This is a genomic window from Clostridium ihumii AP5 (assembly GCF_000612845.1).
In the GTDB taxonomy this organism is placed as follows: Bacteria; Bacillota; Clostridia; order Clostridiales; family Clostridiaceae; genus Clostridium_J; species Clostridium_J ihumii.
The window spans coordinates 1-16,048 of the sequence record NZ_CCAT010000072.1 but is presented as its reverse complement, the minus strand read 5'-3'; the positions used below and the strand labels follow the sequence as shown (position 1 = coordinate 16,048).

General features: G+C 26.5%; 21 protein-coding genes. 14 read left to right on the top strand and 7 right to left on the bottom strand.

Annotated features, from left to right (window positions below; translation table 11 throughout):
* Positions 1-505 precede the first annotated feature (505 nt).
* The 5 genes from BN346_RS15570 to BN346_RS15550 all read left to right on the top strand — a co-directional run bounded on the left by BN346_RS15570 (position 506) and on the right by BN346_RS15550 (position 5,797).
* The gene (locus BN346_RS15570) at positions 506-1,729 is read left to right on the top strand and encodes a BaiN/RdsA family NAD(P)/FAD-dependent oxidoreductase (RefSeq protein WP_040329824.1); all 1,224 of its coding nucleotides are present in this window, start codon (positions 506-508) and stop codon (positions 1,727-1,729) included.
* 5 nt (positions 1,730-1,734) lie between these two features.
* The gene (aroH, locus tag BN346_RS15565; RefSeq protein ID WP_040329823.1) at positions 1,735-2,085 is read left to right on the top strand and encodes a chorismate mutase; all 351 of its coding nucleotides are present in this window, start codon (positions 1,735-1,737) and stop codon (positions 2,083-2,085) included.
* Between the two features lie 74 nt (positions 2,086-2,159).
* Entirely contained in the window at positions 2,160-2,819 is a 660-nt protein-coding gene (gene cmk, locus BN346_RS15560; RefSeq protein ID WP_040329822.1) for a (d)CMP kinase, read from the top strand.
* Positions 2,820-2,883: 64 nt separating this feature from the next.
* Complete coding sequence (locus BN346_RS15555; protein WP_040329821.1) at positions 2,884-4,797, top strand: bifunctional 4-hydroxy-3-methylbut-2-enyl diphosphate reductase/30S ribosomal protein S1; 1,914 nt, start codon at positions 2,884-2,886, stop codon at positions 4,795-4,797.
* A gap of 142 nt (positions 4,798-4,939) precedes the next feature.
* Positions 4,940-5,797: a GNAT family N-acetyltransferase gene (locus BN346_RS15550; RefSeq protein ID WP_158644507.1), complete on the top strand. Its 858-nt coding sequence runs from the start codon at positions 4,940-4,942 to the stop codon at positions 5,795-5,797.
* 37 nt (positions 5,798-5,834) lie between these two features.
* Here the strand turns inward: BN346_RS15550 and BN346_RS15545 are convergent, their stop codons facing one another.
* The 6 genes from BN346_RS15545 to BN346_RS21195 all read right to left on the bottom strand — a co-directional run bounded on the left by BN346_RS15545 (position 5,835) and on the right by BN346_RS21195 (position 12,678).
* Entirely contained in the window at positions 5,835-7,034 is a 1,200-nt protein-coding gene (locus BN346_RS15545) for a pyridoxal phosphate-dependent aminotransferase (protein WP_040329819.1), read from the bottom strand.
* 21 nt (positions 7,035-7,055) lie between these two features.
* Positions 7,056-7,244: a hypothetical protein gene (locus BN346_RS15540; protein ID WP_040329818.1), complete on the bottom strand. Its 189-nt coding sequence runs from the start codon at positions 7,242-7,244 to the stop codon at positions 7,056-7,058.
* A 561-nt stretch (positions 7,245-7,805) separates the two neighbouring features.
* On the bottom strand, positions 7,806-9,044 hold the full coding sequence (locus BN346_RS15535; protein WP_040329817.1) for an aminotransferase-like domain-containing protein: 1,239 nt from the start codon (positions 9,042-9,044) through the stop codon (positions 7,806-7,808).
* 436 nt (positions 9,045-9,480) lie between these two features.
* Positions 9,481-11,157 carry a recombinase family protein gene (locus tag BN346_RS15530; RefSeq protein ID WP_040329816.1) on the bottom strand — a complete coding sequence of 559 codons (1,677 nt, stop codon included), beginning with the start codon at positions 11,155-11,157 and terminating at the stop codon, positions 9,481-9,483.
* A 195-nt stretch (positions 11,158-11,352) separates the two neighbouring features.
* The gene (locus BN346_RS15525) at positions 11,353-11,925 is read right to left on the bottom strand and encodes a Uma2 family endonuclease (protein ID WP_040329815.1); all 573 of its coding nucleotides are present in this window, start codon (positions 11,923-11,925) and stop codon (positions 11,353-11,355) included.
* A 204-nt stretch (positions 11,926-12,129) separates the two neighbouring features.
* Complete coding sequence (locus BN346_RS21195; RefSeq protein WP_081771036.1) at positions 12,130-12,678, bottom strand: helix-turn-helix domain-containing protein; 549 nt, start codon at positions 12,676-12,678, stop codon at positions 12,130-12,132.
* 156 nt (positions 12,679-12,834) lie between these two features.
* Between BN346_RS21195 and BN346_RS21770 the strand changes: the two genes are divergently transcribed.
* From BN346_RS21770 to BN346_RS15510, 4 genes are all read left to right on the top strand, one after another.
* Entirely contained in the window at positions 12,835-12,990 is a 156-nt protein-coding gene (locus BN346_RS21770) for a hypothetical protein (RefSeq protein WP_158644506.1), read from the top strand.
* 137 nt (positions 12,991-13,127) lie between these two features.
* A complete protein-coding gene (locus BN346_RS15515) occupies positions 13,128-13,388 on the top strand; it encodes a hypothetical protein (RefSeq protein ID WP_040329814.1) in 261 nt (86 codons plus the stop codon).
* Positions 13,389-13,451: 63 nt separating this feature from the next.
* Positions 13,452-13,610 (top strand): hypothetical protein, encoded by a 159-nt coding sequence (locus tag BN346_RS21765; protein WP_158644505.1) that lies wholly within the window; start codon positions 13,452-13,454, stop codon positions 13,608-13,610.
* Between the two features lie 34 nt (positions 13,611-13,644).
* Positions 13,645-13,836: a hypothetical protein gene (locus tag BN346_RS15510; RefSeq protein WP_040329813.1), complete on the top strand. Its 192-nt coding sequence runs from the start codon at positions 13,645-13,647 to the stop codon at positions 13,834-13,836.
* On the opposite strand, the gene BN346_RS20660 is transcribed toward BN346_RS15510, so the two are convergent.
* Positions 13,833-14,693 (bottom strand): DUF4393 domain-containing protein, encoded by an 861-nt coding sequence (locus tag BN346_RS20660; RefSeq protein WP_051540451.1) that lies wholly within the window; start codon positions 14,691-14,693, stop codon positions 13,833-13,835. The genes BN346_RS15510 and BN346_RS20660 overlap by 4 nt on opposite strands.
* A 121-nt stretch (positions 14,694-14,814) precedes the next feature.
* On the opposite strand from BN346_RS20660, the gene BN346_RS15500 reads away from it, so the two are divergent.
* From BN346_RS15500 to BN346_RS21760, 5 genes are read left to right on the top strand one after another with little or no spacing between them, the layout of a single operon-like run.
* Positions 14,815-15,006, top strand: a complete 192-nt coding sequence (locus BN346_RS15500; RefSeq protein WP_040329812.1) for a hypothetical protein — start codon at positions 14,815-14,817, stop codon at positions 15,004-15,006.
* Between the two features lie 25 nt (positions 15,007-15,031).
* A complete protein-coding gene (locus BN346_RS21975; protein ID WP_187372145.1) occupies positions 15,032-15,208 on the top strand; it encodes a hypothetical protein in 177 nt (58 codons plus the stop codon).
* Positions 15,209-15,239: 31 nt separating this feature from the next.
* Positions 15,240-15,428 carry a hypothetical protein gene (locus tag BN346_RS15495; protein ID WP_040329811.1) on the top strand — a complete coding sequence of 63 codons (189 nt, stop codon included), beginning with the start codon at positions 15,240-15,242 and terminating at the stop codon, positions 15,426-15,428.
* On the top strand, positions 15,421-15,627 hold the full coding sequence (locus BN346_RS15490; protein WP_040329810.1) for a hypothetical protein: 207 nt from the start codon (positions 15,421-15,423) through the stop codon (positions 15,625-15,627). The genes BN346_RS15495 and BN346_RS15490 overlap by 8 nt, the downstream gene beginning before the upstream one ends.
* A 4-nt stretch (positions 15,628-15,631) precedes the next feature.
* The gene (locus BN346_RS21760) at positions 15,632-15,823 is read left to right on the top strand and encodes a hypothetical protein (RefSeq protein WP_148361116.1); all 192 of its coding nucleotides are present in this window, start codon (positions 15,632-15,634) and stop codon (positions 15,821-15,823) included.
* Positions 15,824-16,048: the final 225 nt, after the last annotated feature.

Below are 16,048 nucleotides of genomic sequence, written 5' to 3'. Positions count from 1 at the left end.
AGATTCAATTTTAAAAATGATTTTTTATTAAATCTGCAGAGCAAATTAGTTGAAAACAATATAAAAACGTAGTTTTTAAGCATTTCTATTTTTAGATATTAAAAGCGAAGTGAGTAATACCAACTATAACTTTTCACTTTTCACTCTTAACTTTTACTTGGTTCCAAATATAAAAATAAAAATAAACTGTAAGATTAGTAATATCATTTGAGAAACCTATTATTTAAAATTTTAGATTGGAACTCTATAACAATATTATAGTTTTGATCAATAATTAAGTATGAAGTGATTATTTATAAAAAATAAATTAACTTAGATTAAATTGATAAAAATAATTTAATACTTGTTTGTATATAGAATTTTGGAGTATAATTTATAAGTTGAGTATAAATAAAAACAATGTAAATTAAACATTAAATGAATAAAAAAAGAAGTCTATTTTAAATATTTATAACACTATTAAATTATAAAAATAGATATAACTTATATAATAGGTGGTGAAGCAATGTCAAAGGTTATTGTGATAGGTGGAGGTCCAGCAGGTATGATGGCTGCTATTTCTGCTTCGCAAAATCATGAGGTTTTATTAATAGAAAGAAATGAGAAGTTAGGTAAAAAACTTTTTATAACAGGAAAAGGACGTTGTAATGTTACAAATGGAAAAGATATAGGTGAGTTTATAGAACATATACCTACTAATCCATATTTCTTATATAGTGCATTATATACATTTACAAATGAAGATACTATGAACTTTTTTGAAAGTAGAGGTACTAAGTTAAAAGTTGAAAGAGGAGATAGAGTATTTCCACTTTCCGATAAATCTTCAGATATAATAAAAACATTAGAAAACGAAATAAGAAAATCAAATATAAAAGTAATGACTAATAGCAAAGTTGTAAACTTTACATTAAAAAATGATAAAATTACTGAAGTTATATTAGAAGATGGACGTAAAATAGAAGGCGATCATTTTATAATTTGTGGTGGTGGAGCATCATATCCTCAAACTGGTTCAGATGGTAGTATGCTATCTTTAATGGAAAATATGGGACATAATATTGTAGAATTAAAACCATCACTAGTGCCAATAGAATTAAAGGATGATTTTATTAAAGAACTTCAAGGATTATCATTAAAAAATGTTGAACTTATTATAAGAAATAGTAAAAATAAAGTTGTTTTTAAAGAACTTGGTGAAATGTTATTTACTCATTTCGGAATATCAGGTCCACTAGTTTTAAGTGCTAGTAGTAACATTAAAGGAAATGAGGAATATAAAATATCAATTAATTTTAAACCGGCTTTAAGTATAGATGAATTAGATAAAAGAGTTCAAAAAGATTTTAAAGAAAATATGAATAAAGATTTCAAAAATTCATTGGATAACTTATTTCCTAAAAAGCTTATTCCAGTTATGATAAATTTAAGTGGAATACCAGAAGAAAAGAAAGTTAATGTAATAACAAAAGAAGAGAGAAAAAACTTTATAGATTTAATACATGATTTTAAATTAGAATATAAAGGATTAAGACCAGTTGCAGAAGCTATTGTAACATCTGGTGGTGTGAATACTAAAGATATAGATCCATCCACTATGAAATCAAAAATAATAAACAATTTAAGTTTTGCAGGTGAAATAATAGATGTAGATGCTTATACTGGAGGATATAATGTCCAAATAGCTTTTTCTACAGGACACTTAGCAGGAATGAAATTAGGAGAGTAATTAATATGTTATCTATTAGGGGCGCAATAACAATACAAAAAAATACAGTAGAAGAGATAGAAAACAATACTATAGAGCTTATTGAAAAATTAATAGAAGAAAATAAATTAGATTTAGATAAAATAAAAGTATTACTGTTCTCATGTACTAATGATATAAATAAGGCATATCCTGGTGCTTTTGTACGCAAGCATTTTGGGCTTGATAAAGTTAGTATTATGCACTTTAATGAAATGGAAGTAGAAAATTCCTTAAATTTATGTATAAGAGTTACTGTTTTAAGTGATGAAGAAGATAGAGATGTAAAATTTATATATTTAAAAGGTGCGTCAAATTTAAGAAAAGATATAAAATAATAAATTATAAAGAAATATGCATATTGAAAGTAGATTTCTTAAATACTATATATATTAGGAAGGAAGATTTATAGATGAGTATGTCAGTTGCCATAGATGGACCAGCAGGAGCAGGAAAAAGTACAATTGCAAAAATTGTAGGAGAAAAATTTAATTTAATGTATATAAATACTGGTTCAATGTATAGAGCAATAACTTATATTGCTATGAATAAAAACATTTCTCCAAGTGATAAACAAGGACTTATGGAAGTTTTAAATAGTGTAGAAATGCATTTTGATGGAGATAATCTTATTTTAAATGGAGAAGATATAACTGAAAAACTTACTATGCCAGTTATAAGCAATAATGTTTCTAATTATGCAAAAATACCAGAAGTTAGAGAAAAACTTGTTAAAATGCAACAAGATATAGCTAAAAAATATGATGTTATAATGGATGGAAGAGATATAGGAACCGTTGTTTTAAAGGATTCTAAGTTCAAATATTATTTAACAGCAACTGCAGAAACAAGAGCTCAAAGAAGATTTGAAGAATTAAAATCTAAAAATATAGAAGTTAATTTTAATGATTTATTAGAAGATATAAAGAAGAGAGATTATATAGATTCTACAAGAGAAAAAGATCCACTAGTAAAAGCAGATGATGCAATAGAAATAGATTCATCTAATTTAGGAATAGATGATGTTGTAGAGGTTATATCTAATAATATTAAAGAGAAAATTTCTAAATAATATTAGTTAATTTTTATATAATATGTTAAAATGATAGTAGGTGCAATATCAAGGTGGTGATTACATGAGACAAATACTTTTAGCAAAGGAAGCAGGATTTTGTTTTGGGGTAAAAAGAGCAGTTGATACAGCTTTAAATAAGAAAAAGGAATATAAAAACAAAATATATACTTTAGGACCTTTAATACATAATAATGATGTTGTAAATTTGCTTGAAGAGAATAATATATATCATATAGATATTAATGGTATAGACAACCTTAAAGAAGGTGATGTAATAATAATAAGATCCCATGGAATATCAAAGAGTATTCTTGAAAAGTTGCATTCTAAAAAGTTAAATGTAGTAGATGCTACATGTCCCTATGTAACAAAAATTCAAATGAAAGTAAAAGAATACTACGACTTAGGATATGGAATTTTAATAGTAGGAGATAAAGATCATCCAGAAGTTATTGGAATTAATGGATGGTGCAATAATACTGCTATAATATCAAAAGGTGATGAGTTATTACAAAATTTGCCTAAAAAAATATTTGTAGTATCACAAACAACTGAAAAACAATGTAACTTTGACAAAGTTTTAGATATGGTTAGTGATAAGTGCTCTGAAGTTGTTGCATTAAACACTATATGTAATGCAACAGAGGTAAGGCAAAAAGCAGCAAATGACTTATCAAAAGAAGTAGATACTATGGTTGTTATAGGTGGATATAATAGCTCAAATACAACTAAACTTTATGAAATATGTAAGAAAAATTGTAAAAATACAATCCATGTAGAGAATGCTGGTGAAATACCGATGGAATTTATACATAAAGCAAATAAGATAGGTATAACAGCAGGAGCATCAACACCAGATTGGATAATTAAGGAGGCTGTGTTAAAAATGAAAAATGAAGTTATGGAAAATGAAATGTTACAATACGAAGCGTATATGAATAATAATATGGAGCTTAGAGTTGGAAAAGTTATAAAAGGTGAGGTTTTCAAAGTTTCTGAAAAGGAAGCATATTTAACAATAACAGGAGCTAAAAATGAAGGATTACTTCCAATAGCTGAAGTTACTAAAGATGAAAATGCAAAATTAAATGAAATAATAAATGTTGGTGAAATGATAGAAGCCAAAATTATAAGTGTTAAGAATTCTGATGGATATATAGTTGTTTCAAGAATAGAAATTGAAAGAGAAGGAATCCAAAAAGAATTAAAATCTATATTTGAAAACAAAGAAGAGATAGAAGTTAAAATAACAAATGAAGTAAAAGGCGGAGTTATAGCTACATATAAAGGAATAAGAGTATTTATACCTGCATCTCACATTTCACTTGAAAAAGTTAATAATTTATCTGAGTACATGAACAAAACTATAAAAGTAAAAATAATAGAATTTGAAAAACAAAGAAATGGAATGAAAATAGTTGGTTCAAGAAGAGAAATTCTTCAAGGTGAAAAAGATAAAAAAGAAGAGCAAACTTGGAACAATCTTGAAAAAGATACTGTAGTTGAAGGTATAGTAAGAAGAATATCTAGTTTTGGAGCATTCGTAGAAGTTCAAGGAGTAGATGGTTTACTTCATATATCTGAAATGTCATGGAATAAAGTTGTAAGTCCTAAAGAAGTAGTTAAAATAGGTGAAACTATAAAAGTTTACGTATTAGATGTAGATAAAGAAAACAAAAAACTTGCTTTAAGTTTAAAAAAATTACAAGAAAATCCATGGTCAAATGTAAATGAAAAATATCCAGTTGGTAATGTAGTACTTGGAAAAGTAGTTAGATTTGCTGACTTTGGAGCATTTGTTGAATTAGAACCAGGTGTAGATGGATTAGTTCATATTTCTCAAATCAGCGATAAAAAAGTTGATAGACCAAGCTCAGTATTAAAAGTAGGTCAAGAAATAAAAGCTGTTATATTAGAAACAAATGAAGAAACAAAGAGAATTTCTTTAAGCATTAAAGCAGTAGACGAAATGTAATAAAGAATGATTTTAAGATACATGGCAGGTAATTTGTCATGTATCTTATTGATTTATAAGATAAAATAAAAACCCTATAGTTTGTGATATGGAGAGTTATACAAGGAAAATGTACAAATATGAATTTTTAAACCTAAAAAATTTGAAGAATTTAAAGGAATTAATAGCAAAAGATATAATACATAGTCATTTAGAAAAGAAATTTATTGATGAGTATGAGGAGTTATCATTTATATATAAACTTTTTTATAGAAAAAATATTGTACTATTAAAAATGAACAAAGAATATATAGGTTATATGTGGGTAGTAAGATATGAAGAAAATAAATATAAAATAAATAGAATAATGTTAAATGTAGAAAATAATATAGATAGTGTATCATTATACAGGGGGTTTTTTTATAAATTTCCAAAGGATAGATATTTTGAAATAGATGAGATAGATTTAGAAGAGGGTTTAAAAGAGGAAAAAATGCTAATTAAAGTAGGGTTTACTGAAGTAGAATCAGTATGTAATATGAAAAAGTCGGATTTGAAATATTGTGATTTAGATTTAGGTGAAGAACTTAGTTTTAAAAGCTTTGTCAAGGGCGTAGATGAAGAACTAAGATGTAACATTCAAAATGATATTTTTAGAAATAAAAATAGAATAGATTTAGATATTCAAGATATCATACTTGAAGAAAGTCAAGATTATTATTTAGAAGATACTTCATTCTTTTTAATGTTTAACAATGAAGCAATAGGATATGGTCAACTTATTTTAGAAGAAAAGGGCCTTTTTATAGTTAATTTAGGAATAATAGAGAAATTTAGAGGAAATGGATACAGTAAGCTTATAATACAAAAGATGATTAATGTAGCTTTAGATATGGGGCATAGTGAAGTATATTTAAAGTGCAGTGGAAACAATTATCCTGCATTAAAAGTTTATAAAGATTCAGGTTTTGAAGTGATGAAAAATGATAAAAAATTTTCATTTCAAAACAAAAAAAGATAAATTGATGTCAATTTATCTTTTTTTATTAATTTTTAGATTATTTAATCTTTAAGTTTCTATATTTTTCAAGTCCTAATGCTAATATATCCATAGCATCTGCTATAGCATCTACATTTAAGCAGTAAGAAAGTCTAATTTCGTTCTTTCCAAGTCCAGGAGTTGAGTAGAATCCTTCAGCAGGAGCAACCATAACAGTTTTACCTTCATGATTGAAATCACACAACATAAATTTAGCAAAATCTTCGCCATCTTCAATTGGTAATTTAGCCATTATATAAAATGCTCCAGTAGGTTTTTCACATACGATATCTGGAATTTTACATAATTTATCATACATTACATTTCTTCTGTTGTCATATTCTGCTTTTACTTTTTCAAAATATTCTTTAGGTGTATTTATTAAGTTAGCAGCTGCAACTTGCTCTACTGTTGGAACACAAAGTCTTGCTTGACATATTTTTAAGATTTGAGCTATAAGTTCTTTGTTTTTAGATGCAACTAAACCAATTCTAGCACCACATGCACTATAACGTTTAGAAATACTATCTATTAATATAACTCTATCTAATACATCATCCATATATAAAGCAGAAGTGTATTTTAAATCATCATATACGAATTCTCTATAAACTTCGTCAGAAATAAGATAAATATCATGCTCTTTAGCTATATCAGCAAGCATTCTTATTTCTTCTTTTGTGTAAACAACTCCAGTTGGATTTCCTGGGTTAGAAATCATTATGGCTTTAGTTTTATCAGTTATTTTGCTTACAATCTCTTCTTTAGCTGGTAAGTGAAATCCATTTTCAGCTTTTGTTAAGAATGGAACAACATTTACTCCGGCAACTTGAGCAAATCCATTATAGTTAGCATAGAATGGTTCAGGAATTATAATTTCATCACCAACATCTGCAATAGCCATAAATGCTAAAGATATTGCTTCAGAACCACCAGCAGTAACTAATAATTCATCTTTATCAAAGTCTATATTCCATTCTTTGTAATATTTTCTAAAGCTTTCAATAGTATCATCAATACCTTGAGATTGAGCATACTTTAAAACAGATTCATTATAATTTTTGATACCTTCTATAAAAGTTGAAGGTGTTTCAATATCAGGTTGACCGATATTAAGATGATAAACTTTAATTCCTCTCTTTTTAGCTTCATTAGAATAAGGAACTAATTTACGAATTGATGAATAGTTCATTTCTTGAATACGATTTGAAAATTTCATTATTTTTTAATCCTCCATCTGTTAAAACAAATTATTTTGATTTAAGTTATTGTCAATGGAATCATTTACAGTGTCACAAAAGGAATTTGAGCAACACTTAACATCAAACACGGACATGTTTTTGCGCCTACCATTGAAATAACCTCTGTCACCTATACCATTATAAACATTAACAGTTTTATATTCACTATCATTTTTAACATTTCTCATAAAAATCCCTCCTTATATCTATATAATTCCCTATAAAGAGTAATTTTATAAAAAATATTTCAAGTATAACTGTGAAAATAAATAAAACATGTTAAATTTTTATTATAATTATATATATAAATCATACATCAAAATTTAAGTTATGAAAAGTATGATTTGTAAAAAAAGTAAGAAAATAAGTTTATATTTAATGATTAAACTTATTTTAGGCATAAAAAACCAAAAAGGTTCAAACTTTAAAATTTAACTTATTCATATAAATATTGGCAAAATTTTAAGCATAATACATAGTAGTCATAAAATTAAGAAATAAATATATAAGTTAAAATTATAATGTTTGAACCTAGTTGTATAGCGAAACAATAATAATTTTAAAATCAAAAATAAATTAAAATTTAAGTATATTTTCATTTTAAAATATTATTATATGTTTCACTTTAAAAAGTATTTCAGTTTTTAAATAAATAACTTTAGAAATATAATTGTAAATTTATATAAGTTAAAGATTTCATTTACAATTTATTCACATTAGAATAATTTTCCAAAGTAAATTATAAAATTTTAATTATTATCTTTAGCAGCAGCACTTTCTTCTAAAGAACTACAGCAAGAACATTTATAGTATTTATCAAGAACTTTTCCAAGTCTCTTAACACCTTCAACTATTTTATCTTCACTCATGTTTGAATAATTAAGTCTGAAGTAATTTGATTTTTCTCCGTTAGGGAAGAATGATTTACCTGGAACATAAGCTACTTTTTCTTTTAAAGCATCTTGCATTATAACAGCAGCATCTAAATCTTCTCTAAGTTCTACCCAAGTGAATAATCCACCTTCAGGTATAGTGAATTTAACATCTTTAGGGAAATAAAGCTTCATATTTTCAATCATTAAATCTCTACGTTTTCTATAAACTTCAACAATAGAAGCTATATGTTCATCTAAATTATATTTTTCCATGTACCTTGCAGCTATAACTTGACTTAAAGTATTACATTGAAGGTCAGCACCTTGTTTTATCATAATATATTTTTGAAGTATTTCTTTATCTGCTACAATCCAGCCAAGTCTTAGACCAGGACAGAATGTTTTTGAGAAAGTACCAAGGTTTACAACATATCCTTTTTCATCAAAAGATTTAATTGGTGGTAATTTTTCATTGTCATATCTTAACTCACCATATGGACTATCTTCAATTACAGGTATTTCATAGTTTCCTGAAATTTCAGCTAAACGTTTTCTTCTTTCTAATGACATAGTTATTCCACTAGGATTTTGGAAATCAGGAATAGTATATATCATTTTTACATTATCATTTTCTTTTAATGCTTTTTCAAGTTCGCTTATAATCATGCCGTTTTCATCCATAGGTATTTCTATGAATTTAGGACCATAAGCTTTAAAAGCGTTTAAAGCACCAAGGTAACTTGGACTTTCGCAAAGAATTACATCCCCTTCATTTATGAAAAGCTTTGCAGAAAATTCTAAACCTTGTTGAGAACCATTAGTAATCATTATGTTAGAAATATCGCATTTTATTCCAGCTGGAGCTAATCTTTGTTCCACAATTATTTTTCTAAGTGGATTAAAACCTTCAGTAGTAGCATATTGAAGAGCAAAAGCACCTTCATTTGTTAAAACATCCTTTGCAACTTCTGCTAGTTTTTCTTTTGGAAATAATTCTGGAGCAGGTAATCCACCAGCAAATGAAATTATTTCTGGTTCTGCAGTTAATTTTAAAAGCTCTCTAATTTCAGAAGCTTTTATGTTAGACATTCTTTCAGCAAATTTTATATTCATGATTTGCACCCCCATAAAAAGTAAAAAAATTTAACATACCCCAACAATATGAAAATTAGCAAAATTCTAAAAATTCACATTAACTTAATTATACAGTAAATATAAAATTTTTCAATAATACAATAAAAATTAAATATTCAAAAAATAAATTTTGTTGTATAAAATGTAAAAAGGATTATTAATTGAAAATAAATATTATGGCTAGCATTAAAAAACTTTAATTATATATAGAAATTATATATAATATAATGGTTATAGTCTTATTCAAAAATATATTTATTAATGTAATTTTATTTTGAATATGATTTAAATAAATTGATTATAATTTCACAAAGGAGAATGATTAGATGAAAAATAAATTAAAATATTTTATAGAAACTTGGGGTTGTCAATTGAACTTAGATAGTAGGAAATAGAAACCCACTAAAATAGCGGGTTAAGAGTTATAAATAAATTTACTTTCTAATCCATTTTTAAATTTTATACTTAAAATCTTTTTATCTTTAACAATTATTGTATCAATTATTGTATTTGCAAATTCTTTAAGGTTTTCTCTACCAGCATCAATTACTAAGTTTTTATAATTTATATCTTCATTTTTAGTCATGTTAGATATTCGATTTGTTAATAGTGCCATATCAGCTAATAAAATAAAGTTTAATTCATCAGATGGAATAATATTCTTTTTTAATTCGGATAGCTTAGAATTGATTTCAGATAGCTTAGAATTGATTTTATTCTTTTTTATTAGATAGTCTTTTTCAGACATAGCTTCATCATCAAATAAATATAAATCTTCCAATCTTTCTAAAGCTCTTTCAAATTTATTCTTTTCTTTTTTCAAATTGTCTAATTCAAAACTATTATTATTGTTTTCACTATCAGTATCATTTACTTTTTTAAATTTATTGGAAGGAGAGAAGCATACAGCATTGTAGATATCTTCAATATTTTCGATTCCAACTACATCTTTAAATGGCAATCCAGTTAGAAGTGATGACTCTAATTTAGTTATAGTTGGTTTTCTTAATGTTTTATAAACAGTAATTAAATTAGATATATAATTAAAAGTAAAACTTCCTATAATATTTTCATTAACTGTTTTTTGATTGCAGCCTAAATGATTATATCTACCACTACACCAATAGAAGGATGGTATAAAACCATCTTGATTAGGCTTGTCCTGTTTTGAATAAAAAGAATGATGACATTCACCACATTCTAATAATCCAGCGAAAACATGAACTTTAACATTTCCTCTAAATCTAGCATTATTTCTTTGTGCATTAACATCCATAATATCGTTACATTTTTGCCAAAGCTCTTTGTCAATAATGCCTTCGTGATTATCTTCTAAAACTATCCATTCATTTTCTTTTTTCTTTTTACCATGGGCAGATTCACGATAATTATATCTATAAGTACCTATGTAAAAAGGGTTTCTAATTATATCAGATATTGTTTTTGTGGTCCATTCACCATTTTTCTTAGTTTTAATTCTATTTGAATTTAATAAATTTCTTACGGCAGAAGTTGATTCAGTATCTTTATAATTATTAAATATATATTTAACTGTAAGAGTTTCTTCTAGATCAGGAACAGGGAATTTAATTTCTTTATTCCACTTATAACCTAGAGGAACAGGAGCACCATTCCATAATCCTTTACTGGCTCTATCAAGCATAACAGATGTAACTCTTTCACCAGTTAATTTTCTTTCAAGTTCAGCAAAGACTAAAATTATTTTAAGCATTGCTTCACCCATGGCAGAAGATGTGTCAAATTGTTCATTTTTACTTACAAAAGTACAATTATATTTTTTTAGTTCCTCATACATATCACAAAAATCTAATAAATTACGAGATATTCTATCAATCTTCCATACAAGAAGATGAGAGAATTCACCATTTCTAATTTTAGTCATCATTTCTTGGTATTTAGGTCTATCCGTATTTTTAGCAGAATATCCAGCATCCTCAAATATTTCATAATCCTTAGAACCAAGTACATATTCAGAGTAATTAATTAAATCCTTTTGTTGTAGTGGCAAAGAATCCTTATCAATTTGATGATGTGTAGAAACTCTAACGTATATTGCTATTTTATTTTTCATAATAAATTCATTCCCTTCAAAACTGTTAAATAAGAAGAAAATGTGATAAAATACAAGTTGCTTACACAGGTATTAATATCACATTTTGGTTGTTATTAATATCAAGAGGATTGATGTATTTAGAAGTGCATCAATCCTTTATTTTTTTGAGTGCATTGATAAAAACACTACTTTATTTAATAACTAGATAGCTAGTTACTCAAGATTTAATGATTTAAAATCAATATCTAGATCATTATAAATATTAACTTTTATCTTATCATCAAAGGTATATTGTTTAGGTTCTCCAAAACGTTGACCATTAAAAGAAAAAATAGATACTACTTTTTCCATTGGATTCACTATCCAATATTCTTTTACACCATATTTTTCATATAAAAATAATTTTTTAACATAATCATGACTAGCATTGCTAGGAGAAACTATTTCAATAATCATATCTGGTGTACCAGTGCAGCCTTTATCAGTTAATTTATTTTTATCACATATAACTGAAATATCAGGTTGAACAACATTTTTACTGCTATTTTCAATTTCACCTTCATTTACAAGAACTACATCAAAAGGAGCAGTATAAACTTTGCATGGTCCATTATTAGATTTAATATAATTTCTTATTTCTGATGAAATTTCCATAATTAAATCCTGATGTATTCTACTAGGGGCAGGATGATTAAATACTTGACCATCTAGTATTTCAAAAACATCACCTTCAGGAGTTTTTAAATAATCCTCATAAGTGTAAACTTGATTCTTATTTAATTCCATATAGTCACATCCTTTTATTTTTCTTTCTTCTGAAATATTCTAGACAAATAACACCTTTGTTATTACAGTCTATTAGATGTTTTATATATATAATTCCTCAGATGTAAAATAAGAGGAATTATATTTATCAGCAGTTATTGGCATTTCATTAGTATATTTTTTTCTCATTATAAAATCCCCCATTTATCCATAGTTTTTTAATTTTTAAGCATGTTCTTTATCAGATTTATCATTTGGTTTGAAATTTAATATTTTATCTCGAGTGTCTAATTGCTCAGGTTTCTTTCCAAGTACTTTAATTTCATGTTCTCTTTCAGCTTCAGCAATTCGTTCTTCAATACTCTTTTCATTATTAGATGCATCTTCATATTCACAAGCACAATCTTCATTATTAGAAGATGTGAAGTTTTCTAAAAATTCAACCAAGGCACGACGTTTAGATATATCTAGTTTTACATATTGTGAGAAAAAATTATATTCTGCATCATTAAAGTTATACTTTTCTGCAAGGCGTTTAAGTTCGTCATCTGGAGTTTGAACAAATATATGATTGCCGTTACCAGTTCTAAGCCATTCTTCATCAACATTAAATTCTCTACAAATATCAGATATAACTCTATCAGTCAATTTAATTCTTCCAACTTCAATATTTGCAATGTTAGAACGAGATATTCCAATATTTTTGGAAAAGTCTTCTTGATTTAGTTTTAAAATATCTTTTCTTAAATGTTTTATACGTTCAAAGGTTTCCAACTCTAAAGACCTCCTTTCTATAAAGAAATAATAGCATTAGCTAAAATGTTTGTCAAACACAAAAATAAAAAAGAAAAGTATTGACAAGCACAAAATATAGAATTATAATGTTTTTAACAAACAAAATACAAATGATTTTGTAGAGGAGGAGTTGTTATGACAGAAATTTTGAAAAATAAAGAAAATGATGAGCTAGTTGAAAGACTACTAACTATATTTAGAAAAGAAAAACCAAGTAAGGAAGAAATGCTATTAACAGCAGGAATTGCATTTATGGCAGGTATGGAAAAAGGTAAGAACATCAGAGGATAAAGTTTATCAAATATATAAAAGCGAACACTTCTCGATAGGTCGGTGAAATCGTAATGATGTAGATAATAGCTTGAAAATGAGGGTAGCAACCTTTGGAAGAATGAATAAGCAGTTAAAAAATAATGGGGGATTAATAAATGAGCAAAGAAAGTGAAAGTTCATTAACTGCTCTTGAAATGGAGGGTCAAGAGCAGTTAATAAAAGAAATAGTAGATAAGAGAATGAAAAAACATACAAGAGTTCAAATGTGGTTAGCTATAGCACAATTATTCATTATTATAATTTATTTTCTTAGAACATGTGAGGTAGAGATATATGGTAATAGATTGATTGAACACTTAATTAATATTGATGGAACCTTAGATAGACTTGATGCAATTTTAAAAAGCATCTTATAGAAAAACCCAGTTATTCTTTATCTTTATAAAAAGAAATTTTCATATAGGAAGGTGTAATAAATTATGATTATAAATTGGGGAACTGTAGCAATAAGCGTAATAGTATCAGCAATTATAACTGAGTCAATTATGATTGTTGAGGTGCGAATGATAAATAAATATATTAAACAATTTAGAACAGCAATTTCAGAAAAGTGTCAAGCTGTAATTGATAAAAAATAGAGCTGTCTAAAAAGAATCATAGGAGGGATAAAAAATGAACGGTGTAGACATAGGAACTGGAATTATAAGTATTATCTTATCGATAATATCATGCAAAATAATTATAGCTTTTAATAGAAATACAATATTATATAAACTGTCTCTAATGGCTATAATTATGAACACTTCGCTTATAGCATGTGCAACAGAATCACAGGTTTTAGATTTTGTTGCACATAAGAATTAGTTAATACAAATTTCGGTAAATGATTTACCTAAAGGGGTTAATTGAATAAATCCTTTCTCAATAGAAGGAACATTTAGGTTTGCAATTGGGAGACCGTCAACAGTTTCGTAAATATAGCAACTATTAGCGGTAAGTGTTTCATTGGTTAGTTTAGCTTTATCGCAAAGTGTTTTTAGTTCAGTAAAAACAGGGTGTGATAAAAATTTATCATAAAGTGTATCATTAATCTGCCTAGTAAAATCAATATCTATAAGAGATAGTCTAAATAAATTTGTAATGGATACAGAACATGCATCAACATCATTGAAATATTTATTATTATCAAGAAATACGTATTTTTTATAATAAACACTTTCAATGTGGTCATCAGATTGCACAAAGTAATTAACAACAGGACATGATTTCTTTGAAAAAATTAATTTAAGATTAATTGCATCCAAAGGAGATAATTGTTTAATAATTTCAACAAAAGCAGGATGAACAAAATCTTTTTTATCAGAGTTCATGGAGCTAGCAATTAAATTTGAATATAGTTCACGAAGCTCATTATTATCCATGCAATAAGACATAGCTTGTATAGCTGGAATTGCAATATGTGGTTCAGGTGGAACTATTTTTTTAGGGTCAATATCTTTAAATTTTGAAGTAACTAAGTCTAATGTAGCATCTTCAATTAGTTTTTGTTTTGCTATCCAAAGACGTATCTTGTATAAAGCGGCATTGGCACTTTCAGGAATAAGTTTAAGTAGTTCACCAATTTCTTGTGTAGCTGGTTTTAAAGCATCATTGTAGAATTCAGGGAAAACATCAAGGATAGCTTTAGAATTGTTAACAGAATCATTGTCAGTAGTATTCATATAAATCAAACCTTTCATATAAAAGTTATTTCAGCTCTGCAAAGCTGATAATTACATTATATGTGGAAAAATGTAGAAAATCAAAATATTGCGAATTTGAATATGGAAAGTAGGGGTTAAGATGGAAGAATTAACACTATATGTTACTACAGAAAAAAGAGAAGAAGTAATAGATAAGTTAATACAATTTGTAATAGATGAATTTGAGGGAGTAGAAGTCACAGCTATATTTACTAGGAGACTATTTCAAGAGGCTATCAGTAGAGTAGAGGAACTAAGTTTAGAAACATCATTAAAAAGTTTAATTAAATAGATATTTACGAAAAGGGGATGTAAAAGTGGTAAACAATTTTTTAAAACAATTAAGAGCTGTTACCACAAAAGAAGAGTTTAAAGAAATACTTAAGATTGCAGAACAAGATATCAAATTTAATAGAGTTGGATTTAATAGACTTACAAATCAAGATAATTTTATAAATATATGCAAAATGTCAGAAAGGCTAATTAGAAATTAAATAAAAGTAATTTTAAAAAAGAGGTATAGAAATGAATGAAGGAATACCCACTGTAGAAGTGGCTAGTGATTTAGAACGAATAAATACAACAATAAAGATATTAGAAGCAGCAATAGAAAAAGACACAAGGGATATAGATAGAGAAATACACACACAAGCATTGAAAAATTTAAAATTTCAAAGAAAGACTTTATTGGAAGAGGAAAAACGTCATGGATAAAGATAAAAAACAAAATGTTGCTCTTGAAAAGAATCAAGAGCAACTGAATCAAAAGAAAGAATACATTATAAAACACTTAGATGATTTGAAATCAGATTGTAAAGAATTTGAGATGATAGAAACTTGTGATAAGGATGTACAAATTTTAGAGATGACAATAGAAATATTAAAAAATGTAGATAAAAATCAATTTAAATAGGGTGGTGGACATTATTAATACTGATAATACTATGAGTGATGCAGTTAAGGAAAGATGGGAGAAACTTAACAAGATAGGTATATACAACATGAAACAGCTAAAGGACTATTTAGAAAATAATTACTTAGATATAGGGGTATTTACTAGCCCATACAAAGAAAATATGAATAAAGTTAATGATGATGCTAAGGTATAAAGAAAATATGAATACGGTTAAAAGTGTACAAGCATTAAATATAATTTCCATAATGGAATTTATTTACAAAACTAAAAGACCTTTAATAATGTGTTGAAGCACAAAATTAAAGGTCTTAAAAAAACCAAAACGATATTCACAGTAAAAACATTATATCATTTTGGTTTAAAAAGTGCAATTGGAAATAAAAAAATCATAGTCCTTCTAGGGCTTGTATGGGGTATT

Coding starts and splice junctions, on each gene's coding strand:
- BN346_RS15510 (WP_040329813.1), top strand. CDS start 13,645: ATGAACGGTGTAGACATAGGAACTGGAATTATAAGTATTATCTTATCG.
- BN346_RS15495 (WP_040329811.1), top strand. CDS start 15,240: ATGAATGAAGGAATACCCACTGTAGAAGTGGCTAGTGATTTAGAACGA.
- BN346_RS15490 (WP_040329810.1), top strand. CDS start 15,421: ATGGATAAAGATAAAAAACAAAATGTTGCTCTTGAAAAGAATCAAGAG.
- BN346_RS15525 (WP_040329815.1), bottom strand. CDS start 11,925: ATGGAATTAAATAAGAATCAAGTTTACACTTATGAGGATTATTTAAAA.
- BN346_RS15515 (WP_040329814.1), top strand. CDS start 13,128: ATGAGCAAAGAAAGTGAAAGTTCATTAACTGCTCTTGAAATGGAGGGT.
- BN346_RS15545 (WP_040329819.1), bottom strand. CDS start 7,034: ATGAAATTTTCAAATCGTATTCAAGAAATGAACTATTCATCAATTCGT.
- BN346_RS15500 (WP_040329812.1), top strand. CDS start 14,815: ATGGAAGAATTAACACTATATGTTACTACAGAAAAAAGAGAAGAAGTA.
- BN346_RS20660 (WP_051540451.1), bottom strand. CDS start 14,693: ATGAATACTACTGACAATGATTCTGTTAACAATTCTAAAGCTATCCTT.
- BN346_RS15530 (WP_040329816.1), bottom strand. CDS start 11,157: ATGAAAAATAAAATAGCAATATACGTTAGAGTTTCTACACATCATCAA.
- aroH (WP_040329823.1), top strand. CDS start 1,735: ATGTTATCTATTAGGGGCGCAATAACAATACAAAAAAATACAGTAGAA.
- cmk (WP_040329822.1), top strand. CDS start 2,160: ATGAGTATGTCAGTTGCCATAGATGGACCAGCAGGAGCAGGAAAAAGT.
- BN346_RS15540 (WP_040329818.1), bottom strand. CDS start 7,244: ATGAGAAATGTTAAAAATGATAGTGAATATAAAACTGTTAATGTTTAT.
- BN346_RS15535 (WP_040329817.1), bottom strand. CDS start 9,044: ATGAATATAAAATTTGCTGAAAGAATGTCTAACATAAAAGCTTCTGAA.
- BN346_RS15555 (WP_040329821.1), top strand. CDS start 2,884: ATGAGACAAATACTTTTAGCAAAGGAAGCAGGATTTTGTTTTGGGGTA.
- BN346_RS21765 (WP_158644505.1), top strand. CDS start 13,452: ATGATTATAAATTGGGGAACTGTAGCAATAAGCGTAATAGTATCAGCA.
- BN346_RS21770 (WP_158644506.1), top strand. CDS start 12,835: ATGACAGAAATTTTGAAAAATAAAGAAAATGATGAGCTAGTTGAAAGA.
- BN346_RS15570 (WP_040329824.1), top strand. CDS start 506: ATGTCAAAGGTTATTGTGATAGGTGGAGGTCCAGCAGGTATGATGGCT.